The sequence below is a fragment of the Streptomyces sp. NPDC041129 genome, assembly GCF_055592265.1.
This window is the reverse complement of the sequence record NZ_JBVIYV010000006.1, coordinates 373443-397508: the sequence shown is the minus strand read 5'-3', so window position 1 is coordinate 397508 and position 24066 is coordinate 373443. Positions and strand designations below refer to the sequence as shown.

The 24066-nt window shown below is 73.4% G+C and carries 21 protein-coding genes; 5 read left to right on the top strand and 16 right to left on the bottom strand.

Annotated elements, in window-relative coordinates:
- The first annotated feature begins 110 nt into the window (after positions 1-110).
- A complete protein-coding gene (locus ACZ6B1_RS22005; protein ID WP_468780768.1) occupies positions 111-1319 on the top strand; it encodes an MFS transporter in 1209 nt (402 codons plus the stop codon).
- Here the strand turns inward: ACZ6B1_RS22005 and ACZ6B1_RS22000 are convergent.
- Complete coding sequence (locus ACZ6B1_RS22000; RefSeq protein ID WP_468780767.1) at positions 1279-1737, bottom strand: acyl-CoA thioesterase; 459 nt, start codon at positions 1735-1737, stop codon at positions 1279-1281. The two genes, ACZ6B1_RS22005 and ACZ6B1_RS22000, sit on opposite strands and share 41 nt — an antisense overlap.
- Positions 1738-1935: 198 nt before the next feature.
- Here ACZ6B1_RS22000 and ACZ6B1_RS21995 point away from each other — a divergent pair, with 198 nt between their 5' ends.
- The 3 genes from ACZ6B1_RS21995 to ACZ6B1_RS21985 all read left to right on the top strand — a co-directional run bounded on the left by ACZ6B1_RS21995 (position 1936) and on the right by ACZ6B1_RS21985 (position 5134).
- Positions 1936-3327 carry a uracil-xanthine permease family protein gene (locus ACZ6B1_RS21995; protein ID WP_468780765.1) on the top strand — a complete coding sequence of 464 codons (1392 nt, stop codon included), beginning with the start codon at positions 1936-1938 and terminating at the stop codon, positions 3325-3327.
- Positions 3328-3419: 92 nt separating this feature from the next.
- Positions 3420-4106, top strand: a complete 687-nt coding sequence (locus tag ACZ6B1_RS21990; RefSeq protein ID WP_468780764.1) for a DUF5995 family protein — start codon at positions 3420-3422, stop codon at positions 4104-4106.
- 98 nt (positions 4107-4204) lie between these two features.
- Positions 4205-5134 carry an LLM class F420-dependent oxidoreductase gene (locus ACZ6B1_RS21985; RefSeq protein WP_468780762.1) on the top strand — a complete coding sequence of 310 codons (930 nt, stop codon included), beginning with the start codon at positions 4205-4207 and terminating at the stop codon, positions 5132-5134.
- A 42-nt stretch (positions 5135-5176) separates the two neighbouring features.
- Here ACZ6B1_RS21985 and ACZ6B1_RS21980 read toward each other — a convergent pair whose 3' ends face one another.
- From ACZ6B1_RS21980 to fmt, 14 genes are all read right to left on the bottom strand, one after another.
- Entirely contained in the window at positions 5177-6874 is a 1698-nt protein-coding gene (locus tag ACZ6B1_RS21980; RefSeq protein ID WP_468780761.1) for a flavin monoamine oxidase family protein, read from the bottom strand.
- A gap of 49 nt (positions 6875-6923) precedes the next feature.
- Positions 6924-7712, bottom strand: coding sequence for a carbon-nitrogen hydrolase family protein (locus ACZ6B1_RS21975; RefSeq protein WP_468780759.1), 789 nt, complete (start codon positions 7710-7712; stop codon positions 6924-6926).
- Between the two features lie 307 nt (positions 7713-8019).
- Complete coding sequence (locus tag ACZ6B1_RS21970; protein ID WP_468780758.1) at positions 8020-8403, bottom strand: DUF742 domain-containing protein; 384 nt, start codon at positions 8401-8403, stop codon at positions 8020-8022.
- Positions 8404-8410: 7 nt separating this feature from the next.
- Positions 8411-8848 carry a roadblock/LC7 domain-containing protein gene (locus tag ACZ6B1_RS21965; RefSeq protein WP_468780756.1) on the bottom strand — a complete coding sequence of 146 codons (438 nt, stop codon included), beginning with the start codon at positions 8846-8848 and terminating at the stop codon, positions 8411-8413.
- Positions 8838-11456, bottom strand: coding sequence for a sensor histidine kinase (locus ACZ6B1_RS21960; protein ID WP_468780754.1), 2619 nt, complete (start codon positions 11454-11456; stop codon positions 8838-8840). The genes ACZ6B1_RS21965 and ACZ6B1_RS21960 overlap by 11 nt, the downstream gene beginning before the upstream one ends.
- Positions 11457-11598: 142 nt before the next feature.
- A complete protein-coding gene (locus ACZ6B1_RS21955; RefSeq protein ID WP_199209773.1) occupies positions 11599-12051 on the bottom strand; it encodes an Lrp/AsnC family transcriptional regulator in 453 nt (150 codons plus the stop codon).
- A gap of 27 nt (positions 12052-12078) precedes the next feature.
- Positions 12079-13566 carry an amino acid permease gene (locus ACZ6B1_RS21950; RefSeq protein WP_468780752.1) on the bottom strand — a complete coding sequence of 496 codons (1488 nt, stop codon included), beginning with the start codon at positions 13564-13566 and terminating at the stop codon, positions 12079-12081.
- A gap of 566 nt (positions 13567-14132) precedes the next feature.
- Complete coding sequence (locus ACZ6B1_RS21945) at positions 14133-15575, bottom strand: GuaB1 family IMP dehydrogenase-related protein (RefSeq protein WP_468780750.1); 1443 nt, start codon at positions 15573-15575, stop codon at positions 14133-14135.
- 94 nt (positions 15576-15669) lie between these two features.
- Positions 15670-16038 carry a barstar family protein gene (locus tag ACZ6B1_RS21940; RefSeq protein WP_468780748.1) on the bottom strand — a complete coding sequence of 123 codons (369 nt, stop codon included), beginning with the start codon at positions 16036-16038 and terminating at the stop codon, positions 15670-15672.
- On the bottom strand, positions 16035-16496 hold the full coding sequence (locus tag ACZ6B1_RS21935; RefSeq protein WP_468780746.1) for a guanyl-specific ribonuclease: 462 nt from the start codon (positions 16494-16496) through the stop codon (positions 16035-16037). Before ACZ6B1_RS21935 ends, ACZ6B1_RS21940 begins: the two co-directional genes overlap by 4 nt.
- A gap of 173 nt (positions 16497-16669) precedes the next feature.
- Positions 16670-17713 carry a sugar-binding transcriptional regulator gene (locus tag ACZ6B1_RS21930; RefSeq protein ID WP_468780743.1) on the bottom strand — a complete coding sequence of 348 codons (1044 nt, stop codon included), beginning with the start codon at positions 17711-17713 and terminating at the stop codon, positions 16670-16672.
- 90 nt (positions 17714-17803) lie between these two features.
- Positions 17804-18490, bottom strand: a complete 687-nt coding sequence (gene rpe, locus ACZ6B1_RS21925) for a ribulose-phosphate 3-epimerase (RefSeq protein WP_468780741.1) — start codon at positions 18488-18490, stop codon at positions 17804-17806.
- A gap of 125 nt (positions 18491-18615) precedes the next feature.
- Positions 18616-20034: an RsmB/NOP family class I SAM-dependent RNA methyltransferase gene (locus tag ACZ6B1_RS21920; RefSeq protein ID WP_468780739.1), complete on the bottom strand. Its 1419-nt coding sequence runs from the start codon at positions 20032-20034 to the stop codon at positions 18616-18618.
- A gap of 80 nt (positions 20035-20114) precedes the next feature.
- The gene (gene fmt, locus ACZ6B1_RS21915) at positions 20115-21047 is read right to left on the bottom strand and encodes a methionyl-tRNA formyltransferase (protein ID WP_468780737.1); all 933 of its coding nucleotides are present in this window, start codon (positions 21045-21047) and stop codon (positions 20115-20117) included.
- A gap of 190 nt (positions 21048-21237) precedes the next feature.
- Between fmt and ACZ6B1_RS21910 the strand changes: the two genes are divergently transcribed.
- Complete coding sequence (locus ACZ6B1_RS21910; RefSeq protein WP_468780735.1) at positions 21238-21780, top strand: hypothetical protein; 543 nt, start codon at positions 21238-21240, stop codon at positions 21778-21780.
- Positions 21781-21888: 108 nt separating this feature from the next.
- Here the strand turns inward: ACZ6B1_RS21910 and ACZ6B1_RS21905 are convergent, their stop codons facing one another.
- On the bottom strand, positions 21889-24036 hold the full coding sequence (locus tag ACZ6B1_RS21905; RefSeq protein WP_468780733.1) for a primosomal protein N': 2148 nt from the start codon (positions 24034-24036) through the stop codon (positions 21889-21891).
- Positions 24037-24066: the final 30 nt, after the last annotated feature.

The following is a 24066-nucleotide window of genomic DNA, read 5'->3' as shown; positions in this document are numbered from 1 at the left end:
CCTCCCAGACGGGCGCGGCCGAGTTTTCCACTATCTATCAGGCAGGGTCCCTGATAGTTTACGGCGGTGCAGCGACGGCGCTGCGGGGAACCCCGGGGAGGGACTGGACCATGGGTGACGTGAGCGATGACGAGGTGAGGCGCGCCCGGTACGCCGTGGCGGCCGTGTTCACCGTGCACGGCGCCGTGACCGGTTCCTTCGCCACCCGGGTGCCCTGGGTGCAGGAGCATGCCTCGCTCAGCGCGGGGCAGCTCGGCTTCGCCCTGGCGTTCACGGCGTTCGGCGCCTCGTGCGCGATGCCGCTGGCGGGCCGGATCAGCCACTCCTTCGGCAGCCGTACGGCTCTGCGCGGGCTGCTCGCGCTGTGGACGCTGTCGCTGGTCCTGCCGTCCCTCGCGCCGAACATGTACACGCTGTGCCTGGCGATGTTCGCCTACGGCGCGAGCGCGGGCATGGCCGACGTCGCGATGAACGCCCTGGGTGTCGAGGTGGAGCGGCTGCTCGGCAAATCGATCATGTCGGGCCTGCACGGGATGTGGAGTGCGGGCGCGCTGACCGGCTCGGCGGCCGGCACGCTCGCCGCGCACCTGGGTGCCGACGCGCGCCTGCACTTCGCCCTGGCCTCGGCCGTTCTCACCGTGCTCGGCCTGGTGGCCTGCGCGGGGGTACTGGATGTGCAGCCCGCCGAGGACGGGGAGCCGCCCCCGCGGTTCGCGCTGCCGCCCCGCTCGGCGCTGCTCATCGGTGCGGTCGGGTTCTGCGCGGTGTTCGCGGAAGGGGCGAGCCTGGACTGGTCGGCGGTGTTCCTGCGGGACCGGCTGGACAGCTCGGCCGGGGTCGCGGCCGCCTGCACCACCGGGTTCATGCTGACCATGGCGGTGGCCCGGATCGCCGGTGACGCGGTGGTGAACCGCTTCGGGGCGGTCCGGACCGTGCGGGCCGGCGGAGTGCTGGCCGGGCTCGGCGGCGTGCTGATCGTCCTCGCCGGGCATCCGGCACTGGCTATGGCCGGGTTCGCGCTGATGGGTCTCGGCATCGCCGTCGTCGTACCGCTGTGCTTCGCGGCGGCCGGGCACGCCGGCCCCAACCCCAGTCAGGCCATCGCGGGCGTGGCGACCATCACGTACACCTCAGGGCTGATCGCGCCCAGTCTGATCGGCGGGGTGGCGCAGGCGACCAGCCTGATGGTCTCGTTCTGCGTGGTGACCGTGCTGGCCTGCGGTCTCGCGCTGTTCGCGGGTGTGCTGCGCACCGCCGAGCGCGGCGGCCGCGCCGAGGTCAGTCCGCGGGTCGCAGAAGTTCCCGGCCCACGGCCCTGAAGGCGTCGCTCCACGGCGCCGGGCGCAGCGTCGTCGCGTCCAGCCGGACCAGGACCCGGGTGCCGCGCGCGTAGGTCTGGGAGCCGTCGGCCGAGCAGAAGCGGAAACCGTAGGTGAGGCCCGTGGTGCCGAGCCGCTCCAGCCAGAGGTGGACGGCGTAGGTGCCCGGGCGGGTCACGGGTGCCTCGTAGCCGATGCTCAGTTCGCGGACGGCGTTGCAGGCGTCGCCGGCGGCGTGCCAGTCGCCGTCGAAGCGGACGCCGTGCTCGTTCCACAGCTCGGTCCAGGCGCGCTCGACCATCAGGGGGTAGCGCGCGTTGTGCAGCAGCCCGAGCGCGTCCAGGTCGTCGAAGTGGACGGTGACGGGGATCAGCCGGCCGTGGGCGACGGCGGGGGCGATCGGGGCTTCGGCGGTCACGGAGGTGCTCCTGGGCGACGGTGCGGGGACGGCGTGGACCACTCCATACTAAGCGACCGCTCAGCAGGGTCGGCCGGTCACCGCAGGTCAGCCCCCTGAACGCGGTCCACGAGCGGGGTCGGGTGCGCGTGAAGCCACCAGGTACCCCCGACAATGGTCTGGAACAGTCTTCACGTACAGAGAAAGCGAAACCCCACCATGGACCTCGGCGTGCGCTGGAAGCTGCACGGTGACGGGCGCACGCCCGCACCCGGAGCGGTGGTACGCCCCGACGAACGGCTCTCCTGGCCGCGCACGGTGGGCCTGGGCGCCCAGCACGTCGTGGCGATGTTCGGAGCCTCCTTCGTGGCCCCCGTGCTCATGGGCCTGAACCCGAACCTGGCGATCATGATGTCGGGCGTGGCTACCGTGATCTTCCTGCTCGCCACCCAGGGCCGGGTCCCGAGCTATCTGGGCTGCTCCCTGTCCTTCGTCGGCGTGGCGGCGGTGATCCGGGCACAGGGCGGCACGAGCGCCACCGTGACCGGCGCGGTCCTGGTGGTCGCCGCCGTGCTGTTCCTGGTGGGACTCGCGGTGCAGCGCTTCGGCGCGCGGATCATCCACGCGGCCATGCCGCCGATCGTCACCGGCGCGGTCGTGATGCTGATCGGCTTCAACCTGGCTCCGGTGACCGCGTCGACGTACTGGCCGCAGGACCAGTGGACGGCCCTGCTGGTGATGCTGTTCACCGGACTGGCGGTCGTCTGTCTGCGCGGTTTCTGGTCGCGGATCGCGATCTTCCTGGGGCTGGTCTTCGGGTACGGGATCTCCTGGGCCTTCGACCGGATCTTCGGGAAGATCCACTCGGTGGACGCGAGCGGCAAGCTCACCGATCACTGGCGGCTGGACCTCTCCGGCGTCTCCAAGGCCGACTGGATCGGCCTGCCGTCCTTCCACGGACCCTCGTTCCAGTGGTCGGCGATCCTGGTCGCCCTGCCGGTCGTCATCGCGCTGATCGCGGAGAACGCGGGGCACGTCAAGGCGGTCGGGGAGATGACCGGCGATCCGCTGGACGACAAGCTCGGCACGGCGATCTCCGCGGACGGCGTCGGCTCGATGCTGTCGACCGCGGTGGGCGGGCCGCCCACCACCACCTACTCCGAGAACATCGGCGTGATGGCCGCGACCCGCGTCTACTCCACCGCCGCCTACTGGGCCGCGGCCTGCTTCGCCCTGCTCTTCGGCGTCTGCCCCAAGTTCGGCGCGGTCGTCGCCGCGATCCCGGGCGGGGTGCTCGGCGGCATCACCGTCATCCTCTACGGCATGATCGGCCTGCTGGGCGCGCAGATCTGGATCAACGCCAAGGTCGACCTGCGCAACCCGCTGAACCTGGTGCCGGCCGCCGCGGGCATCATCATCGGCGTCGGCAACGTCACCATGAAGTTCACCGACACCTTCTCGCTCAGCGGCATCGCGCTCGGCACCCTGGTCGTCATCACCGGCTACCACGCGCTGCGCGCCTTCGCACCCGCCCACCTCAAGACGCAGGAGCCGCTGCTGGACGAGGGCACGTCCAGCTACGACGAGAACGACCGGCGCGCCACCTCGTAGGCGGGCCTGTGACCGGCCCGCCGTTCCCCCGTTCCGGGGAAGCGGCGGGCCGGTCGGCACGCGGGCCGTCCCCGGGCTGCGACCCTTCCCCCATGGCGCAGTTGGAACACTTCACCGCTCCCGTCGACGCCGTCCTGGCCCGGATGCGCGCCCTCGACGCGGAGCTGCCCGAACGGGACGGGGTCGCCGTGTTCAACCGCGTCTACCTCGCCGTCACCGAGGAGGTCGGCCGGCGCCTGGACGCGGGCGTCTTCGCGGACCGGCGGGCGGCGGCCACGCTGGACGTACGGTTCGCCGAGCGGTACCTGGCGGCGGTCGACACGGCGGACCGGGACCGCCGTCCGCCCGCCTGCTGGCGGCCCCTGTTCCAGTTACGCCGCCACCCCGGGGTACGCCCGCTGCAGTTCGCGCTCGCGGGCATCAACGCGCACATCGGGCACGATCTGGCGCTCGCCGTGGTGGACGCCTGCCGTACGCTCGGCTGCGAACCGGCCGATCTGGAGGACGAGTTCGACCGCGTGGGCGACCTCCTCGCCTCGCTGGAGGAGCGCATCCGCGAGGATCTGATGCCGGGTCCCGACCTGCTCCAGATCGCCGACCCGATCACTCATCTGCTGGGCTCCTGGAGCCTGGAGCGGGCCCGGGACGCCACCTGGGCGGCGGCCCGGGCGCTGTGGGCGCTGCGCCACTGCGGCGACCTCGCCGGGGAGCTCACCGAACGGCTGGACGCGGCGGTCGGCTTCGCGGGGCGGATGCTGCTGACGCCGTGCGGCGAGTGAACCGGGGCGTTCCGGCCAACCTCCGCCGGGTCTCCTGGAACTCCACGGCGATCTCTGTAGGTTGAACGCGAAACCGACCGCGAAGGAGTTCACGGCACATGGCTACTCGGCTCGGCCTCGGCCTCCCGCAGAACCGGCAGTACGACCTCGGCAGGGACGTGCCCGACGTGGCACGCACGGCGGAGCGGATCGGATACGACAGCCTCTGGGTGTACGAGCGCGCCCTTTTCCCGGAACCCGCGGGCCAGGGCCTGTACGGCATCCCGGGGCTCCCCTGGCCCGACTCCTACCGCGGCGTCGCCGAGCCGCTGGTCACCCTGACCCTCGCGGCGGCCGTCACCGAACGGGTCGAGCTGGGCTCCAGCGTGCTGGTCGCGCCGCTGCACCTGCCCTTCCAGCTCGCCAAGGCCCTCGCCACGCTGGACGCGGCGAGCGGAGGCCGGGTGCTCGCCGGTTTCGGCACCGGCTGGTCCCACGACGAGTACGCGGCGACGGGCGTACGGCCCTTCGAGGAGCGCGGGCAGGTGCTGGACGAGCTGATCGACGTGTGCCGGGCGGTGTGGGGCCCGGATCCGGTCGTCCACGAAGGGCGGATCTCCCGGATCTCCTCCGCGGTGGTCGGCCCCAAGCCGGCCCGGCCGATCCCGATCCTGCTCGCGGCGAGCGGCAGGCGCGCGCAGCGGCGTCTGGTGGACCACGCCGACGGCTGGCTGCCGGTGGGCATGGGTGTCGAGCAGATCGCCGCCCAGTGGGCCGAATTGCAGGATCTGGCCGCCGAGCGCGGCCGCAAGGAACCGATCCGGACGGTGCTGCGGGTCAACGCGGTCCACTCGGCCAAGCCCTACGAGGGCGACGGCCGGCGGCCGTTCCAGGGTGACGCCGACCAGATCGTCGAGGACCTGGTCCGGCACGCCGAGATCGGCCTGGACGAGATCCTGGTGGACCTGCAGAGCACCCCGCGCGACGCCCAGGAGTTCAAGGACGTCGCCGCCGAGGTCTTCGAGAAGGCGCGGGCGGCCGGGGTCTGATCCCAGCCGCCCGCGCCCCGGTCCACTCCCCCTCGGGCCCGGTCAGTCCTCGGGCAGTTCCACCGGGGCGATGTCGTCGTAGACGTCGCCCGGGCCCGGGTTGGTCGGGTCGGTCTCGCCGCCGAAGTGGTGCATGACGCCCCAGACCGCGTTCAGCGCGGTCTGGATCGCGCCCTCGGCCCAGCCGGCCGTCCAGGAGATGTCGTCACCGGCGAGGAAGATGCCCCGCTTGTCCTCGGGGAGCCGGTCCTGCATGAAGTGCGTGAACAGGCGCCGCTGGTAGCGGTAGTGGCCGGGCAGGTTGGCCTTGAACGCGCCCATGAAGTAGGGCTCGTTCTCCCAGGAGACGGTCACCGGGTTGCCGATGATGTGCTTCCTGATGTCGACCTTCGGGTAGATCTCGCCGAGCGACTTCAGCATAACCTCCATCCGCTCGTTCGCGGACAGCGGCAGCCACTTCAGGCTGTCGTCGCACCAGGTGTAGGAGAGGCAGATGACGGCGGGCTTGTCCGGGCCCTCGTCGAGCAGGTAGGTGCCGCGGGTCATGCGGTCGGTGAGCGTCATCGACATGACGTCCCGGCCGGTCTCCTCGTCCTTGTCCAGCCAGAACGGCCGGTCGACGGGAACGAACAGCTTGCTGGACTCCATGTAGTGGGTGCGCTCGATCGCCGTCCAGTGGTCGATCGGGAAGAGCGAGTCGTCGCAGGCGATCTTCGACAGCAGCATCCAGGACTGGGCGGTGAAGACGGCCGCCTGGTAGGTGCGGATGTCGCCGTTCGCGTCGGTGACGGTGATCCGGTTGCCCGAGGTGCGGTGCAGCCGGGTCACGGCGGGGCGGGGCTCGCCGTCCACGTGCAGCGACTTCAGCGAGGTGCCGTACGGCCAGTGGACGATCTTCTCCGGCTCGCGCTCCCACAGCCGGAGCGGCAGCTGCTGGGAGCCGCCGACGATGCCGCGGTGGTGGTCGTCGGCCTCGGTGTAGACGACGCGCAGGATCTCCAGGATGGAGTTCGGGAAGTCGGTGTCCCAGCCGCCGGTGCCGAAGCCGACCTGGCCGAAGATCTCCCGGTGCCGGAAGGACCTGAAGGCCTCGGAGTCGCAGAGGAAGCCGTAGAAGGTCTGGTTGTCGAGCTTCTCGACGAGCCTGGCCCAGATCTCGCGGATGCGCGGGACGTCCCGCTCGCGCAGCGCGCGGTTCATGTCGGAGAAGTCGGCACCGTCCTCCAGGCACTTGTTCCAGGCGTCGGCGACGTCCCGGTACACCTGGGGCAGGTCGTCGACGGTCTCGGCGTAGTGCGACTCGCCCTTGAGGTCCACGACGGTGGACGGGGTGGCCTCGGCGAGCGGGTTCGGGAACGGCCTGGTCTCGAGGTCCACGAGGTCGATGTAGTGCTGCAGCGCGGTGGAGGACGGCGGGAAGCGCATCGCGCCCATCTCGGCGGTCAGCGACTCGTCGCAGCCCTCGAACCCGATGGTGCGCAGCCGGCCGCCGAGCTGGTCGGCCTCGTAGACGACGGGCTTGAGGCCCATCTTCATCAGCTCGTATGCGGCCACCACGCCGGACAGACCGCCGCCGATGACGGCGACCTCGGTGCCGTGCTCGGTCGCCGGGATCTGGCCCAGGCCCGCCGGGTGGGCGAGGAAGTCGTCGTAGGCGTAGGGGAAGTCCGGGCCGAACATGGTGATCGGCGGCTGCTGCTCGTCTGCGTGCTCGACGGCGTTGGGCACGGTGGACGTCATGGGGTACGGACTCCTTGCGCGGGGGTGGTTCCGGGAAAGCTCGGGGGGATCAGACGAGGGACCGGTAGAGACCGGGGCGGCGGTCCTTCAGGTACGGGTTGGCCTCGCGGGAGGCGGCCAGGAAGCCCGGATCGGCGTCGGCGAGGACCAGTTGCTCCTCGCGGCCGGCGCGGGTGCGGGCGACGCCGTCGGGGCCGGCCAGGACCGACAGGCCCACGAACTCGAACTCGCCCTCGTGGCCGGCCCGGTTGACGTACGCCACGTACATCTGGTTCTCCCAGGCCCGCACCGGCACCAGGGACTCGGCGACGAACTGGAAGGGGTGCATCTGCGCCGTCGGCACGACGAGGAGGTCGGTGCCGGCCAGGGCGTGCGCCCGGACGTTCTCCGGGAACTCGACGTCGTAGCAGATCATCAGGCCCACGGTCAGCCCGTTCAGCTCGGCCTGGACGACCGGCTGCTCGCCGGGCGCGAAGTGGTCCCGCTCGAAGCAGCCGAAGAGGTGGGTCTTGCGGTAGTTCGCGAGCCGGGTGCCGTCGGCGGAGATCAGCTGGGCGGAGTTGTACACGGTCCCGCCGTCGCGCTCGGGGTAGCCGTAGGCGATCGCCAGACCGTGCCGGCCGGCGATCTCGGCGATCGCGTCCGCGGAGTCGCCGTCGGCGGGCTCGGCGAGGCGGGCGATACCGTCGCCGATCGCGTACCCGGTGAGGTACATCTCCGGCGCGGCCAGCAGCGCGGCGCCCCCGGCGGCGGCCCGGCCCGCGGCCTCGTCGAGAACCTTGAGGTTCTCGGCGATCGAGCCGGGGCGGCCGGAGCTCTGGAGCAGGGCGGTGCGCATGCGTGTCCTCACCGGGAAGGGGTTTTGGGGGCCAGTTAGAAGGTACGGTCGGCGCGCTCGGCCGGACAAGAAGGAGCCGTTGCGCGCCGGTGCGCGGTTCGTTGCGTGGCGCGGGGGCCGGACGGCGATTCGTTGCGCGCCCCTCGGGCGAGCCCGCGTACGAGCGGGTACGCAGTCATGGCGAGGGCTGGGACGCAGGTCACGGCGGGGTTTTCCCGCCGGACCGGGGAGGCGGGACGCCGCCTCGGGAGCGATGGGCCACTCGGGAGCGACGTGCCGAGGGGCACGCCGCCGGGAGGGTGGTGGGCTAGAGGTCCCGCAGCCGCTCCACGATCTCCCGGAGCAGTCCCGGATCGGCGGCGGGGCCGGTGACGGGGTGGCGGCCCGGCTCGTCGATACGGACCAGGCCGGCCTCGGCCAGATCGCCGAGCAGGACGCGAACGACGGTCAGCGGCAGGTCGGCGTCCGCCGCCAGTTCGGCCACGGGGCGCGGGCCCCGCCGGACCAGGTCGAGCAGGGCAGCCGCGGCGTGGTCGAGCACCGGCCGGGGCGCGCCGTCCGGCTCCGGCGCGGTGACCCGGGACATCAGGTCGATGGCGTGCCGGTCCGAAGGGCGGGTGCGGCCCCGGGTCACGGTGTAGGGGCGGACCATCGACCCGGTCTCGTCCTCGTACCAGTGCTCGTCGCTCACCGCGGGGTCAGGTGGCCGAGCGGGCGGCGGCGTCCAGGTGGCGGCCGAGGCGGCGGACCAGCAGGGCCATCTCGTGGGCGAGCTGTCCCACGTCGGTGCTCGCCTCGCTCAGCACGGCGAGCCGGCTGCCGTGGCCGGCAGGGGTGACGAAGAGGTAGGCGTCCTCCAGCATGACCATCGTCTGCCGCACCTCGCCCGCCTCGAACCGCTCCCCCACCGAGCGGGCCAGCCCGTGGAAGCCGGAGCAGACGGCGGCCAGGTGCTCGACGTCCCGGGCCCGCATGCCCTCCGAGCAGCTCAGGGGCAGGCCGTCGGCCGTGAGCAGCACGACCTGGCGGACATGGTCGGTGCGGGCCACCAGGTCGTCCAGCAACCAGCCGAGGTCGGTGCCGGGGGCACCGGCCGGCGTGGCCGGGTTCGCGGGGGTCTGGTCGTCACCGTGCATCGTCGGTGTCCGTCCCTTCGTCGACGTGGGTGGTCGCTGCGTCCGGTTCACGGATGGCCGCCGCGTCCGGGGCGGCGGCCGTGGGCAGTTCCCGGCGGCCACGGTCCAGACCCCGCTGGAAGGCCCCGAAGATCTGCCGCATCTCCTCGGCATCGACCTCACGCACCGGGGCCGGGGCCGGCGGCTCGTCCCGCAGCTCCCGAGCGAGGGAGGCCTGGCGGGTCCGGGTGGGCAGGGCGGGGGGCCGGCCCGGGGCGGGCGGCTGGGCCGGGGCGGGGGTGCCGTTCGCCTCGGGTGCCGGCGCGGGGGCGCTTTCCGTCCGGGACGGCGGCTCGGGCGCGGGGGCGACGTGCGGCGCGGGGGCTGCGGGGAACTGGTCGGGCTCGGGGGCGTCCCGCGGCTCGGAGGTCCGTGCGGGCGTGCCCCGCGGCACGGGCACCTGCCTCGGGGTGGTGCTCCGTGTCCGGGACGGCAGCCCGGGGACCGGGGCGCTGTGCGGTTCGGGCGCCGACGCGAGCGTGCTCCCCGCCCGGGACGGCGGCTCGGGGGCCGCGGGCGTGTCCTGCGGGGCGGGCGCTTCCGCGAGGGTGCTCCGGGTGCGGGACGGCAGCTCCGGTGCCGGGGTCGCGCCGGAGGGAAGTTCCGGTGCCGGCGTCCTGGCGGGTGTCCGCGGTCGCCGTGCCTGCGGCTCGGCGGGTTCACCGTCCGCCAGTACCCCCGGAGGCAGCAGCACCACCGCCGTCGTACCCCCGTAGGGCGAATCCCCGAGGCTCACCTCGATGCCGTGCCGGGCGGCGAGGCGGCCGACGACGTACAGGCCGAGTCGGTCGTGACGGGTGGGGTCGAAGGCGTCGGGGTCGGTGAGGGTGCGGTGCGCCTCGGCGCGCTGCTCGGCGTCGAGTCCGAGCCCGCGGTCGTCGATCTCCAGCACGAAGCCACCGCCGACCCGCCCGGGCCGCAGCGTGACCTGGGTGTGCGGCGGTGAGAACACCGTCGCGTTCTCCAGCAGCTCGGCGAGGAGGTGGACGACGTCGGCGACCGCGTCGGCCGTGATGCCCACCTCGGGCATCGGCGGCACCGCCACGCGCGGGTAGTCCTCGATCTCGCTCACCGCCGAGGCGACCACGTCCGCCACGGGCACGGGCCGACGCCAGCGGCGGCCGGGCGCCGCGCCGGAGAGGATGATCAGGCTCTCCGCGTGCCGGCGCATCCGGGTGGTCAGGTGATCGATGCGGAACAGCTGGCGCAGGATCTCCGGGTCGTCGGTCCGCCGCTCCAGCGTGTCGACGAGCTTGAGCTGGCGGTGCACCAGTGCCTGGTTGCGCCGCGCGATGGTGAGCAGCACCGCGAACAGCCCCCGGCGCAGGCCGGCCTGTCTGACGGCGGCCTCCACGGCGGCCAGGCGCGCGGTGTTGAAGGACCGGCCGACCTGGCCGATCTCGTCGTCGCGGACCTCGTCGGCGGCGAGCGGGGGCGCCTCGGCGAGCGCGTCCACCTCCTCGCCCGCGCTCAGTCGCCGCATGACGTCGGGGAGTTGCCGCACGGCGAGGACGTCGGCCGCGTCCCGGAGCGTCTCCAGACGGCGTGAGACGCGCCGTGCTCCGCGCACCGCGAGCCACAGCGACAGCGCCACGGCGGCCAGCCCGGCCGCTCCGACCACGGCGGCCTTCGTCAGCTCGTGGTAGGCGAAGGCCCGCCCGCGCGCGGCGGAGTTCTCGGCGGAGCGGGTGCACAGCAGCATGTAGCGCTCGACGGCCCGGTCGGTGGTCGACCGCCAGGTGTCCGCCGCGACGGCCCGCCCGGCCCCGGCGGCGCCGGCCCGCAGCAGGGCGTCCTCCCCGCGCACCAGTGAGCGGTGCGGCTCGGCGCTCCGGAAATCCTCGAACAGGCGCCGCGAGTCGGCGGGCAGGTCCGGTACGTAGGTCCGCTCGAAGACCCGCCGGTCCTCGATGGTCGCGGTCAGGGTGTCGTACTGCCGGTCCGTCAGCGTGCCCGCCGCCCGCGCCCCGGCCACCATGGCGTCCTCCCGGGACACGAACTCCCGCACCCGCACCAGCTCGATGACGACCTGCGACTCCCTGGCGAGCTGCCCGGCCTGGAGGGCGGTGAGCGTGGACTGCACGTCGAAGCCGGGCTCGACGAGCTCGCCGTACTCCTCGACCGCCCGGTCCCAGGTGACCCGCCGGGTCAGTACGCGTTCGCGCAGGCCCTCCAGCTTCCCGGTGGCGGCGACCATGGCGTCCACCACCTGCCGCTGCCGGCCGGTGAGCCGGCCGCGGTCGCCGTCGCGGACCGCCCGCCGCATCGCCTCGACGGCCCGGTCGGTACGGCGCTGCTGCTGGAGCAGGTCGCCGGCGACGGCGGTGTCGAGGCGGGCGCCCAGGTAGGCCGCGGACACCCGGCGTTCGATCTGGATCTGGCCGACCGCGGTGTCCACCGGAGTGCCGAAGTCCTCGTACACCCCTTGGAGCCGGACGAGGGCGCGTAGCTCGGCGGTGACGGACACCATGGTGAAGCTCCACAGGCCCATCAGCGCGACGGCCGGGGCGAGGGCGAGCGCCACGATCCGCGCACGGACGGTGGTGGGACGGCCGACGGGCCAGCGCATGGGTTACACCCCGGTGTTACCAGTCAGTAGAAAGTCCGGCACAACCTACGGGATGGTCATCCGGACCGCAATGGTGACCTGCGGTAACTCCGGGTCACCTCCGGGACGGTTTCGGGGGGGACCACCGATGGGACTCCGGGCTCTAGCCCGGAGCCCCCGAGGAGAACCTGCGCAGCAGCGGCGACAGCACCAGCACCGACTTGGTCCGCTCCACGAACGGCTCACCGGCGATGCGTTCCAGGACCCGTTCGAAGTGGCGCATGTCGGAGGCGAAGACCTGGACGATCGCGTCCGCGTCACCCGTGACGGTCGACGCGGCCACGACCTCCTGATAGCGCTCCAGGCCCCGCTGGATGGTCTCCGGCGAGGTGTTGCGCCGGCAGTAGATCTCGACGAACCCCTCGGTCTCCCAGCCGAGCGCCGCCGGGTCCACCCGGACGGTGAACCCGGTGATGGCTCCGGTGGCCCGCAGCCGGTCCACGCGCCGTTTGACGGCGGGCGCGGACAGGCCGACGAGCTGCCCGATGTCCGCGTAGGAGCGGCGTGCGTCCTCGGCGAGGGCGTGCACGATGCGTTCGTCGAGATCGTTCAGCACGAGGGGTGGTTCATTTCTCCGGGTCGGTCACTTCTCCGCCGCCACCGCGACGTCCTCAGCGGTCGCGAGACGGGAGCGGCGATAGCCGTACCCGAAGTAGAACACGAGCCCGACCGCCATCCAGACACCGAAGACCACCCAGGTGACGGCGGAGAGGCTGATCATCATCCAGGCGCAGCAGACGAAGCCCAGCGCGGGCAGCACCCACGACAGCGGAACTCGGAAGGTGCGCTTCATGTCCGGGCGGGTCCGGCGCAGCACCACCACGGCCACGTTGACCAGAGCGAAGGCGAACAGCGTGCCGATGCTGGTGGCGTCCGCAAGCTGGCCCAGCGGGATCGCGGCGGCGAGGACACCGCAGAACAGCGACACGATCACCGTGTTGGCGCGGGGGGCGCCGGTCTTCGGGTGGACCCTGGCGAAGACCTTGGGCACCAGTCCGTCGCGGGACATGGCGAAGAGAATGCGGGTCTGGCCGTAGAGCACGGTCAGGACGACGCTCGCGATGGCGATGACGGCGCAGAAGGCCAGCAGGGTGGCCCAGAAGCCCTGTCCGGTGACGTCCCTCATGATCTGGGCGAGCGCGGCCTCGGAGTCGTTGAAACTCCGCCAGGGCCGCGCGCCGACGGCCACGGCCGCGACCAGCACGTACAGGGTGGTCACGATGACGAGGGAGAGCATGATCGCGCGCGGCAGGTCCCGCTGGGCGTTCTTCGCCTCCTCACCGGCGGTGGAAGCGGCGTCGAAGCCGATGTACGAGAAGAACAGCGTGGCACCGGCCGCGCTGACGCCCCCCATGCCGAGCGGCATGAAGTCCGCGTAGTTGCCGGACTTGAAGCCCATGAAGCCGATGGCGCAGAACATGATCAGGGCGGCGATCTTCACGCACACCATGATCGTGTTGGCTCGCGCGGACTCCTTGGCGCCGCCGAGCAGGAACGCCATCGCGAGGAGCACGACGATCAGGGCGGGCAGGTTGAAGACGCCGCCGTCGCCGGGCGGGGCGGACAGGGCGTCCGGGATGGTGACGCCGATGGTGCCGTCGAGCAGTTCGTTGAGGTACTCGCCCCAGCCGACGGCGACGGCGGCCACCGAGACGCCGTACTCCAGGAGCAGGCACCAGCCGCAGACCCAGGCGATCAGTTCGCCCATGGTTGCGTATGCGTACGAGTACGAGGATCCGGAGACCGGGATGGTGCCCGCCAGCTCGGCGTAGGACAGGGCCGAGAACAGCGCGGTGAGTCCGGCGATCACGAAGGCGAGGGTGACGGCCGGACCCGCCTTCGGGACGGCCTCGCCGAGGACGACGAAGATGCCGGTGCCCAGGGTGGCACCGATGCTGATCATGGTCAGCTGCCACAGCCCGAGGGACCGCCGCAGCGTCCCTCCCTCACCCTGGCCGCCCTCCGCGACCAAGCGTTCCACTGGCTTGCGACGCATGAGGCGCGCGGCGACGCCCGGGGACGCGGGGGCGGCCGTTCTCTGCTCTTGCGTGGGTGCGCCTTGGTCGAGCACGCGCTGGCTCCTTATCGCTGCCGGTCTGGACGGACGAGGACCGGCGGAAGCCCGTCAGGGCAGGAACCCGCCGAGCGGAGTCCCCGCCACGCCACCTACAGCGCAGCACCTTACGAGGCGCGGCTTCGCGGGCGTAATGCAGCAAGGTTGCGTATACCCGCATGATCATTGCGTTGATCGGGACCCGGTGCCCTTTTGTTGCGCCCGGACCGCGAACCGTTGCGCGGCGGCCCCGTCGGTCCCTTTTCTCACGCTTCCTCCGACTCCCCCGCGACGGCCCGCGCCTCCGCCTCGTCGGCCACGTCGAAGCCGGCCTGCCCGGCCTTCCCGTGCGCCTTGGCCTGGGTGTCGATCCAGCGCGCGTGCGCCTCCCAGGCGGCGCCTGCTCGTCACCGCCACCGGCGAGGGACTCGAGTCAAGAAGCCCTGACGACCGGCCGGGTGCGGAAGGTTCGCACCCGGCCGGCGCGTTCGCCGCCGGGACGCCGACGGCCCCCGTCCGTCCCGGGAGCGGGATCGGCGGGGGCCGTACGGAAGGGGTGCCCGGGGCCGGCTGCGGCCGGCGTGTCAGTTCCAGCTGGCGTGCAGCGGCTTGCCCTCGGCGTAGCCGGCGGCGCTCTGGATGCCGACGACTGCCTTCTCGGCGAACTCCTCCAGGGAGCCGGCGCCGGCGTAGGTGCAGGAGGAGCGGACGCCCGCGATGATCGAGTCGATCAGGTCCTCGACGCCCGGGCGGGCCGGGTCCAGGAACATACGGGAGGTGGAGATGCCCTCCTCGAACAGTGCCTTGCGGGCGCGGTCGTAGGCGGACTCCTCCGAGGTGCGGTTGCGCACCGCGCGCGCGGAGGCCATGCCGAACGACTCCTTGTAGAGGCGGCCGTTCGCGTCCTGCTGGAGGTCGCCCGGGGACTCGTAGGTGCCCGCGAACCAGGAGCCGACCATCACGTTGGACGCGCCGGCCGCGAGCGCCATGGCCACGTCGCGCGGGTGACGCACCCCGCCGTCGGCCCACACGTGCTTGCCGTACTTCCTCGCCTCGGCGGCGCACTCCAGGACCGCCGAGAACTGCGGCCGGCCCACGCCGGTCATCATCCGGGTCGTGCACATCGCGCCGGGGCCGACGCCGACCTTGATGATGTCCGCGCCGGCGTCGATCAGGTCCTTGACGCCCTCGGCGGAGACGATGTTGCCGGCCGCGATCGGCACGTGCGGGTCGAGGGCGCGCACCACCTTGATCGCGCTGATCATCGACTCCTGGTGGCCGTGCGCGGTGTCGATGACAAGCGTGTCCACGCCCGCGTCGAGCAGCTGCTTGGCCTTGCCGGCCACGTCACCGTTGATGCCGACGGCGGCGGCGACGCGCAGCCTGCCGTTCCTGTCCACGGCCGGGGTGTACAGAGTGGCCCGCAGGGCGCCCTTACGGGTCAGGATTCCGGCGAGCCGGCCGTCCTCGTCCACGGCCGGGGCGTAGCGGCGGTTGTGCGTGTCGAGGGTGTTGAAGGCCTCGCGCGGATCGATGTCGGCGTCCAGCAGCAGCAGGTCCCTGGACATGACCACTTCGAGCTGGGTGAAGCGGTCGACGCCGCTGAGGTCCGCGTCGGTGACGACGCCGACCGGCCGCTGCCCCTCGTCGACGACCACACCGGCGTTGTGCGCGCGCTTGGGCAGCAGGGCCAGGGCGTCGGCGACGGTCTGGTGCGGGGCCAGCACGATCGGGGTGTCCAGCACGAGGTGGCGGCTCTTGACCCAGGAGACGACGTCGGTGACCACGTCGATCGGGATGTCCTGCGGGATGACCACGAGGCCGCCGCGCCGGGCGACCGTCTCGGCCATGCGGCGGCCGGCGATGGCGGTCATGTTGGCGACGACGAGCGGGATGGTGGTGCCCGTGCCGTCCGGCGAGCCGAGGTCCACGCCCTGACGCGAGCCCACCGCGGAGCGGCTCGGCACCATGAAAACGTCGTCGTACGTCAGGTCGTACGCGGGCTGGATGTCATTGAGGAAACGCACGTGCCGCACATCCCAGTCGATCAGAGGTGACCCCCCGACGGGTGCGCCAGGGGGAAAAGAGCACGTACTTCAGTGTCCCATGACGGCCCGCCCGTCATGCCCCCACAGAACCTCCAGGGCCGCCGGAAGGGGGCTGGGAGGATCCTCCAAGGGCCAGGACGACGCCGAGCGCGGGGGTACGGTCCGCGGCCTCCTCGAACACGTCCTGCGCGGTCAGCCACTCCGCGGGGTTCGCCCGGGCGTACTCCCGCCAGCCCCGCACGACGACCAGCAGCCCCCGTTCGACGGCGCCCTCGGGCCAGACGGTGTGGTCGGACAGGGAGTCCACCAGCGCGTCCCAGTTGCGGCCGAACCATCCGGGCAACGCCAGGGCCCGGGCCGCGCGGTCCATCAGGCCCGCCTTGTCCGTGACCCCGCCGAGGTCGAGGGCGACCACGAGCCGGCCGGTCAGGTCTTCGGTCATCTCAGCACCGCCCGGAACGAGTTGTAGTGATCATCGGTGTAGTAGATCTCCCCGTCCCGCCCGGTGACCAGCCGCCGTGCCCCGCGGTCCGGAGAACCCGGGGTGGGCACCGTGTACTCGTGGTAGTGACCGCGCGGCTGCTTCGGCAGGTGTTCCTCGAAGTTCCCGAATACGGCGCCGTCCCTGGCGTACGGGAAGGGGCCGCCCTTGTCGATGAGGGCGAGGGTCCTGCGTGCCTCGGCCGGCAGCCGTGACTCCTGGACGGTGGCCATGCCCCGGGCCCATCCCGGAGCGGACGCGCTCGTGTCCGCCGGCGCCGCTCCGCCCGTGCCCGAGCAGCCGGTCAGCAGGACCGCCAGCGCCAGCAGCGCACCCGCGAGCACGGCGGCCACACACCGCGCCCCGGCGCTGAGGACGGGCCTCGGGGACACATGGGGGACGAACCGCGGCAGCAGCATGCCGCCGATGCTGTCACGGCCGTCCCGTCACGTCCTCACCGCGACCCGCCGACGGAGCCCGGCATGCGCCCGGCGGGCTCCGTCGAGCCCGCCGGGTCACGTCTGTTCGCCGACAGGACGCGTCAGGTCCCGTCCATGTCCGTCCGGGGCCCGTCGGGACCCGTCGGGACCCGTCAGTGTCCGTCGGGGTCCGCGCGGCTGAGCGCGGGCTTCGGCGCCGGCCCGGCCGTCATCAGGTAGTCGGCGGCCGAGGTGTCCGTGACCAGGCTGGTGACCAGCCCGGAGCGCAGCACCGCGTCGATCGCGGACGCCTTGCGCTGCCCGCCGGCGATCGCCACGACCTCCGGGATGCGGCGGAGCTGGTCGGCCTTGACCGTGATGCACCGCTCCCCCAGGTCCCGCCCGATCCGGCGCCCCTCGGCGTCGAACAGGTGGGCGGCCATCTCGGCCGCGACACCGAGCGAGGCGTAGTGCGCGCGCTCCTCGTCGCTGAGCATGTCGTGCACCGTCGAGATACCGGGTTCCCAGGAGCCGATGGAGACACAGGCGACCGTGACCTTGTCGAAGTACTCGAAGGCCCGGGCGATCCCCGTCTGGTTGCGCAGCGCGGCCGCGGTGGCCGCGTCCGGCAGCAGCATCGGCGCGTAGATGGGGTGGGCGTCACCGCCCGACACCTGGGCGGCGCGGCGCACGGCCTCCACCGAGCCGCGCTCGGAGGTCCCGGCGTCGTACACGCCCGTGAGCTGCACCACCGTGCACGGCGGCAGCCGGTCGAGCGCGGCCGCCATGTGAATGGTGGACCGGCCCCAGGCCAGCCCGAGCACATCCCCCTCGTTGACGAGCTCACCGAGCAGATCGGCGGCGACCTCGCCGAGGTTCTCGGGATCGGGGGTCTCCTCCGCCTCGGCCGGGGACTCGACCACGACGGCGTGCCTCAGGCCGTAGCGGGCGCGGAGCGCGTCGGAGCGCTCGGCGTCCAGCTCGGCCGGCACACGGATCTCGATACGCACGAGATCCCGTTCGAGGGCCGTCTCCAGGACCCGGGCCACTTTGAAGCGGCTGACGCCGAACTCCTCCGCGATCTGGATCTTGGATTTGCCCTCGAGGTAGAAGCGGCGGGCCATGGCCGCCGCCTGCACCAGCTCAGCGGGTCCCATCCGCATGGCTGACCGGCCCGCCGACATACCCGACACGGCGATCTCCTCACTGCTGTTCACACTCTGGATTCGCCGTTCATCCTTGCAGATCCGGCGCGGCTGATCCGCCCACATGGGCGGCGTTCACTCAAGCGTTCACGCAGCCGTGGCTCAGTGGCCGCATGCCCAGGACGCCTTGGCGGTCGCGGAATCCGCCTGGGCGCGAAGCGCCCGCACCGCCTCCGCCGGGTCCTCGGCCCCGTACACGGCCGAGCCGGCCACGAAGACGTCCGCGCCCGCGTCCGCGCACCGCTCGATGGTCGAGGCCGAGACACCGCCGTCGACCTGCAGCCAGAGCTGGAGACCGTGCTTGCCGATCAGCTCCCGGGTGCGGCGGATCTTCGGGAGCATGATGTCCAGGAAGGCCTGCCCGCCGAAGCCCGGCTCGACGGTCATGATCAGCAGCATGTCGAGTTCAGGCAGCAGGTCCTCGTACGGCTCGATCGGCGTCGCGGGCTTCAGCGCCATGGAGGCGCGGGCGCCCTTGGCGCGGATCTCGCGCGCGAGCCGCACCGGCGCGGCGGCCGCCTCGACGTGGAAGGTGACCGACGAGGCCCCCGCCTCGACGTACTGCGGCGCCCAGCGGTCGGGGTCCTCGATCATCAGATGGCAGTCCAGCGGGGTGCCCGTGGCGCGCGCGAGGGATTCCACGACCGGCACACCGAGCGTGAGGTTCGGGACGAAATGGTTGTCCATGACGTCGACATGGAGCCAGTCGGCTCCCTCGACCGCCTTGGCCTCGTCCGCGAGGCGGGCGAAGTCGGCGGACAGAATGCTGGGGTTGATCTGCGCGGCCATGACCCAAGCCTGCCATGCCGCCGCGCCTGCCTGTAACGGCGGTCCGTCGCGGTTGTGTCTCGGCCGCGGGCCGGTACGGGTCGGTCGCGCGGTTCCCCGCGCCCCCGGGGAACCGCGCGCCGGTGTCAGCCGGTGCGGCGGATCAGGGCCAGGTACATCGCGTCGGTGCCGTGCAGGTGCGGCCAGAGCTGCACGTCCGGTCCCTCACCGAGCGCCGGGAGGCCGGGCAGCAGGGGACGGGCGTCGATCAGCTCGGTCTCCGGGCGCTGCTTGAGCACGTCGGTGACGACCGCCCGGGTCTCTGCGAGATGCGGCGAGCAGGTGGCGTAGCCGACGACCCCGCCGACCCGCACCGAGTCCAGCGCCGTGCGCAGCAGGGAGCGCTGCAGCGGCCCGAAGGTGTCCAGGTCCTCCGGGCGGCGCCGCCACCGTGCCTCGGGGCGGCGGCGCAGGGCGCCGAGCCCGGTGCAGGGCACGTCCATCAGGACCCGGTCGAAGGAGCCGGCCCGCCACGGCGGCCGGGTCCCGTCGGCGGTGACGACCTGGTACGGCCCGGGGTTGCCCTGGAGGGCCCTGGCCACCAGTCCGGCCCGGTGCGGCTGCTTCTCGGCGGCCAGCAGCGCGGCCCCCCGCTCCGCGGCGAGGGCGCCCAGCAGGGCGGCCTTGCCGCCGGGACCGGCGCAGCCGTCGAGCCAGGTGGCGTCGGGACCGTCGAGCGGGGCGTTCGCGAGCGCGAGGGCGACCAGCTGGCTGCCCTCGTCCTGCACCCCGGCCCGCCCCTCGTGCACGGCCCGCACCGCGCCCGGTTCACCGCCCTCGGCCAGCCGCACGGCGTACGGCGACCAGCGGCCCGGCACGGCGGCGTCCTCGCGCAGCAGTTCCTCGGTGGTCGCCCGGCCCGGCCGCGCGACGAGCGTGACCTCGGGCCGCTCGTTGTCGGCCGCCAGCAGTTCCTCGATGCCGGCCCGGCCGCCGCCGAGGGAGTCCCACAGCGCGGAGACGACCCAGCGGGGATGCGAGTGCACGACGGCGAGATGCTCCTCGGGGTCCTCGTCGTAGGGAGGCGCGACCTTCTCGATCCATCCGTCGAGATCGTTCTGGGCCACCTTCCTCAGCACCGCGTTGACGAACTTGGCGCGCCCGTCCCCGAGCACCACCCGCGCCAGCTCCACGGAGGCGGACACGGCGGCGTGGGTCGGGATCCGGGTTCCGAGGAGCTGGTGCACGCCCAGGCTGAGCACGTCGAGCACCGGCGGGTCGACCTCGCGCAGCGGCCGGTCGACACAGGCGGCGATGACGGCGTCGTAGGTGCCCTGCCGGCGCAGCGTCCCGTACACCAGCTCGGTGGCGAGAGCGGCGTCCCGCGCGTCGAAGCCGCCCTTCTCGCGGGCCTTGCGCAGCAGCGGCGGCAGGACCAGGTTGGCGTACGCGTCCCGTTCGTCCACCGCGCGCAGCGCGTCGAAGGCCAGGATGCGGACGGGGTCCTTCTGGGGACGGCGGTACGGCTTGGCGGGCCTGCGCGGCCGCTGGGACTGCTCGCTCACGAAAAAGGTGCTCCGGATGTGATGGAGGGAGTGCGGTTCCCAGCGTACGTCGCCGCGGCCGTGCCCCCGCCGCTCGGGGCTCAGCCCCCGAGCGTCTCCCCCTCCGCGATGCGCGCCCCGCGCGCCCAGTCGGCGGCCCGCATCGGCTTCTTGCCCTGCGCCTGCACCCACAGCAGCTCGACGGCGTACGACCCGGTGCCCACGTGCACGCTGTTCTTGCCGGCCGAGAGCTGTCCCGGGGCGAGGCCGGTGCGCTCGGGCACGGGCGTGACCTGGACGAGCTTGAGCCGCTCGCCGCGGAACGTGGTCCAGGCGCCGGGGGCGGGCGTGCAGCCGCGCACCACCCGGTCGACGCGGAGCGCGGGCGCCGCCCAGTCCACCTGGGCGTCCTCGACGGTGATCTTGGGTGCCAGGGTGATGCCCTCGGCCGGCTGCGGTACGGCCTTCAGGGTGCCGTCCGCGATGCCGTCCATGGTCGCGGCCAGCAGCCCGGCGCCGGCGAACGCGAGCCGGGTGAGCAGATCGCCGCTGGTGTCGGTGGGCCGGACCTGCTCGGTGACGGTGCCGTACACCGGTCCCGAGTCGAGCCCCTCCTCGATGAGGAAGGTGGAGGCCCCGGTGATCTCGTCGCCCGCCATGAGGGCGTGCTGCACGGGTGCGGCCCCGCGCCATGCCGGAAGCAGGGAGAAGTGCAGGTTGACCCAGCCGTGCGCCGGGATGTCCAGGGCGACCCTGGGCAGCAGGGCGCCGTAGGCGACCACGGGGCAGCAGTCCGGGGCGATCTCCCGCAGCCGCTCCAGGAACTCGGGGTCGCGCGGCCTGGCCGGCTTCAGCACCTCGATGCCGGCCTCCGCCGCCCGGTCGGCCACGGGGGACGCGACCAGCCTGCGCCCCCGTCCGGCCGGCGCGTCGGGCCGTGTGACGACGGCGGCCACCTCGTGCCGCCCGGAGGCGAGGAGAGCGTCCAGGGCGGGAACGGCGACCTCGGGGGTACCGGCGAAGACGAGCTTCATGGGCGGGATCGGGCCTCTCGGGCGGGGGTCGGACGGGCAGCGCACCAGTCTAGGGGCGGCGTACGCATATGCCCGTACGCCCCCACCCCGTGACCAGCGGCGCGTCTACGCGTTGGTCAAGAGAGAGTTGACCACATCGGACCGCGCCAGCGGCCCAATTCCTTTCAACGCCGGTTCGAGAGGCTTGTTCATGGCCGACCACGCAACCCACGACGCCCAGGCCCGGGCCAGCCTGCACTTGCTGGTGCGGGACATCGAGAGGGTCCGCCGGCAGGTGGACGCGCTGCGCACGCTCACCGCCCAGTTGGGCAACGTCTACCGTCCGCGCCGTTCCGGCCCGTCCACGGGCTTCGTCGTCTACGGACGCGCCCCGGCCCCCACGGTCCGCCTCGCCCAGGAGCTCCGGGACAGCGTCGAGACGCTGGTCACCGCCGCCGTGGACTTCGACCGCTCGCTCGGCTTCTCCTGGGACGCGGTGGGCTCGGCCCTGGGCGTCACCAAGCAGGCGGTGCACCGCCGTTACGGCGCCCGCCGGGCCGCCGCGCAGGCGGCCGCCGAGAACGAGCGGGCCACGGACCCGTCCGGCACCCGCACGCTCGACGTGAACTCCCCCCTGCCCGCGGTGCCGACGGTGCCCGCCGCCCGTTCGATGCCGACGCAGCCGACCGCGGGCAGTCCGACACTCCGCGACGACGCCCGGCCGACGGCCTTCCCGGGCCCGCGCAACGGCTGAGCGCACCGCCCGGCCCGGCCTCATCCCTGCCCTCCCGGGAGACGCCGGGAGGGCAAACGTATGCCCGGGACCGGTGCGGGGCTCGCCCGGGCCGCGGCCGGCGGGCTCTCAGCCGATGTCCGGTGGATCGATCCGCACCCGCACCGGTTCCTCGCTCCCCCGCGCCATCCGCGCGGCCTGTGCCGTCTTCAGGGCGGCCGCCAGGGCGGCCCCGCTGCCCGGCGGCACCCTCACCAGCGCCCGTTCCCAGTGCTCACCGGGTGGCGGCGCGCCGGGCCTGCGGGGCCGGCCCGGCAGCGTGGGGGGCACCGGCACCGGCCCCAGCACCTCGGCGTCCGCGGGCAGTTCGACGGTGCCGAGGAACTCGGCGACGGCCACGGCCGTCCCGGACACGGCCGCCATCCGGGACACCGGGGGGAAGCCCAGCTCGGCCCGCTCGGCCAGCTCCCGCACCGCGTGCCCCACGGGGTCCCAGCGCACCAGCGCCTGCACGGGACGCAGGGTCGGCTCGGCCACCACGACCACGGTCCCCCGCTCGCCCTGCGGCCGGACGAGCGCCCCGGCGGCGATCCACCGGCGCAGCGCCTCCTCGCCGGCCCGCAGGTCGGGCCGCCCGAGCATGGCCCAGCCGTCCAGCAGTAGGGCCGCCGCGTAGCCGCCCTCGGCGACGGGCTCGGCCCCCGGCGTGCTCACCACCAGCGCGGGCGCGTCCGGCACCGTGTCCAGCACGTGTTCGCGTCCCGAGGTGCGCACCGGTACGGCGGGGAAGGCCCGCCCCAGTTCCTCGGCGGTCCGACGCGCCCCCACGACCTGGGCCCGCAGCCGGAAGCTCCCGCACTCCGGGCAGTGCCAGGCGCCCTCCTCGCGCCCGCACCAGCCGCACCGCAGCGCACCGGCGTCCTGCGCCTCCAGCGGGCCGGCGCAGTGCCGGCACCGGGCGGGCGCCCGGCACTGCGCACAGGCCATGCGCGGCACGTAGCCACGCCGGGGCACCTGCACCAGCACCGGGCCGTGCCGCAGCCCCTCCCGGACCGCCTGCCAGGCGAGCGAGGGCAGCCGGGCGGCACGGGCGGCCTCGTCGCGGGCGAGATCCTCGTCCCCGACCGTGCGCACGAGGGGGGCGGCCCCCCGTACCTGCTCCCGGCCCGCGACCAGGGGCCGCGCCCAGCCGCTCTCGACGAGCTGGGCCGCCTCGACCGTGCAGCTCCAGCCGCCGAGCAGAAACGCGCACCTGTCGAGCGACGCGCGCAGCAGCAGCACATCGCGCGCGTGCGGCTGCGGGGCGTGCTGCTCGCTGTGGCTGCCGTCCCCGTCGTCCCAGATGGCGACGAGCCCGAGATCCCGCACGGGAGCGAACATCGCCGCCCGGGTGCCGACGACGGCGCGCACGGACCCGCGCCGCACCGCGAGCCACTGCGCGTACCGCTTCTCGGGGCCGGCGTCGGCGGTGAGCAGTACATGCCGGCCCTCGCCGAGCAGCGCGGTCAGTGCGGCGTCGACGCGCGCGGCGGCCCGCCCGTCCGGTACGACGACGAGCGCGCCTCGTCCCGAGGCGAGCGTGGCGGCGACGGCCCGGGCCAGCTCGTCACTCCACAGCGGGCCCGGCAGGGCGTTCCACACGGCTCGCGGGGCGGCGCCGGCGGCCAGCGAGCCGACAAAGGCGGCCCCCTGCTCGTACCGCGCCCAGGAGCCGGGCTCCGGCGCCGGTGGCGGGGGCAGCGGGGCGGGCGACGGGCGCCGTTCGGCCCGCGCGCTGCGCGGCGGCACGGCGAGCTGCAGCACATCGGCGAGGCTTCCCGCGTACCGGTCGGCGACGGCCCGCGCCAGCCCGAGCAGCTCGTCGCCGAGCACGGGCTCCGGGGAGACCACCTGGGCGAGGGCGGCCAGCGGCCCCGAGTAGTCGGACTCGGCCCGCCGCTCGACGATGAACCCGTCGATGAGCCCGCCGCCCTCGCGCCGCCCCTCGCGCACGCGCCCCCGGCCGGCGCCGAACCGCACCCGCACCCTGACCCCGGGCTGCGCCTCGGCGTCCAGTTCCTCGGGCACCGCGTAGTCGAAGTACCGGTCGAGGTGGAGTACGCCCTTGTCGACGAGCACCCGCGCCACGGGCAGCTCCCCGGCCAGGGCGGCGCCCCGCCAGGTACGCGGCTTGGCCCGGGGCACCCTGGCCCCCCGCACGCTCTCCCGGATGAGCGCGAGCTGCTCCGGCGGCGCCCCCTCGGCCCCGCCGCCCCCCGAACCGTTCTCGCTGCTCACGCTTGCATTCTTACCAAACGCCACCGACAA

What these genes read in the sequence shown, in the direction of transcription:
- ACZ6B1_RS22005 (WP_468780768.1), top strand. Translation starts at nt 111, where the DNA reads ATGGGTGACGTGAGCGATGACGAGGTGAGGCGCGCCCGGTACGCCGTG.
- ACZ6B1_RS21995 (WP_468780765.1), top strand. Translation starts at nt 1,936, where the DNA reads ATGGACCTCGGCGTGCGCTGGAAGCTGCACGGTGACGGGCGCACGCCC.
- ACZ6B1_RS21990 (WP_468780764.1), top strand. Translation starts at nt 3,420, where the DNA reads ATGGCGCAGTTGGAACACTTCACCGCTCCCGTCGACGCCGTCCTGGCC.
- ACZ6B1_RS21985 (WP_468780762.1), top strand. Translation starts at nt 4,205, where the DNA reads ATGGCTACTCGGCTCGGCCTCGGCCTCCCGCAGAACCGGCAGTACGAC.
- ACZ6B1_RS21980 (WP_468780761.1), bottom strand. Translation starts at nt 6,874, where the DNA reads ATGACGTCCACCGTGCCCAACGCCGTCGAGCACGCAGACGAGCAGCAG.
- ACZ6B1_RS21975 (WP_468780759.1), bottom strand. Translation starts at nt 7,712, where the DNA reads ATGCGCACCGCCCTGCTCCAGAGCTCCGGCCGCCCCGGCTCGATCGCC.
- ACZ6B1_RS21965 (WP_468780756.1), bottom strand. Translation starts at nt 8,848, where the DNA reads ATGCACGGTGACGACCAGACCCCCGCGAACCCGGCCACGCCGGCCGGT.
- ACZ6B1_RS21960 (WP_468780754.1), bottom strand. Translation starts at nt 11,456, where the DNA reads ATGCGCTGGCCCGTCGGCCGTCCCACCACCGTCCGTGCGCGGATCGTG.
- ACZ6B1_RS21940 (WP_468780748.1), bottom strand. Translation starts at nt 16,038, where the DNA reads ATGACCGAAGACCTGACCGGCCGGCTCGTGGTCGCCCTCGACCTCGGC.
- ACZ6B1_RS21935 (WP_468780746.1), bottom strand. Translation starts at nt 16,496, where the DNA reads ATGCTGCTGCCGCGGTTCGTCCCCCATGTGTCCCCGAGGCCCGTCCTC.
- rpe (WP_468780741.1), bottom strand. Translation starts at nt 18,490, where the DNA reads ATGGCCGCGCAGATCAACCCCAGCATTCTGTCCGCCGACTTCGCCCGC.
- fmt (WP_468780737.1), bottom strand. Translation starts at nt 21,047, where the DNA reads ATGAAGCTCGTCTTCGCCGGTACCCCCGAGGTCGCCGTTCCCGCCCTG.
- ACZ6B1_RS21910 (WP_468780735.1), top strand. Translation starts at nt 21,238, where the DNA reads ATGGCCGACCACGCAACCCACGACGCCCAGGCCCGGGCCAGCCTGCAC.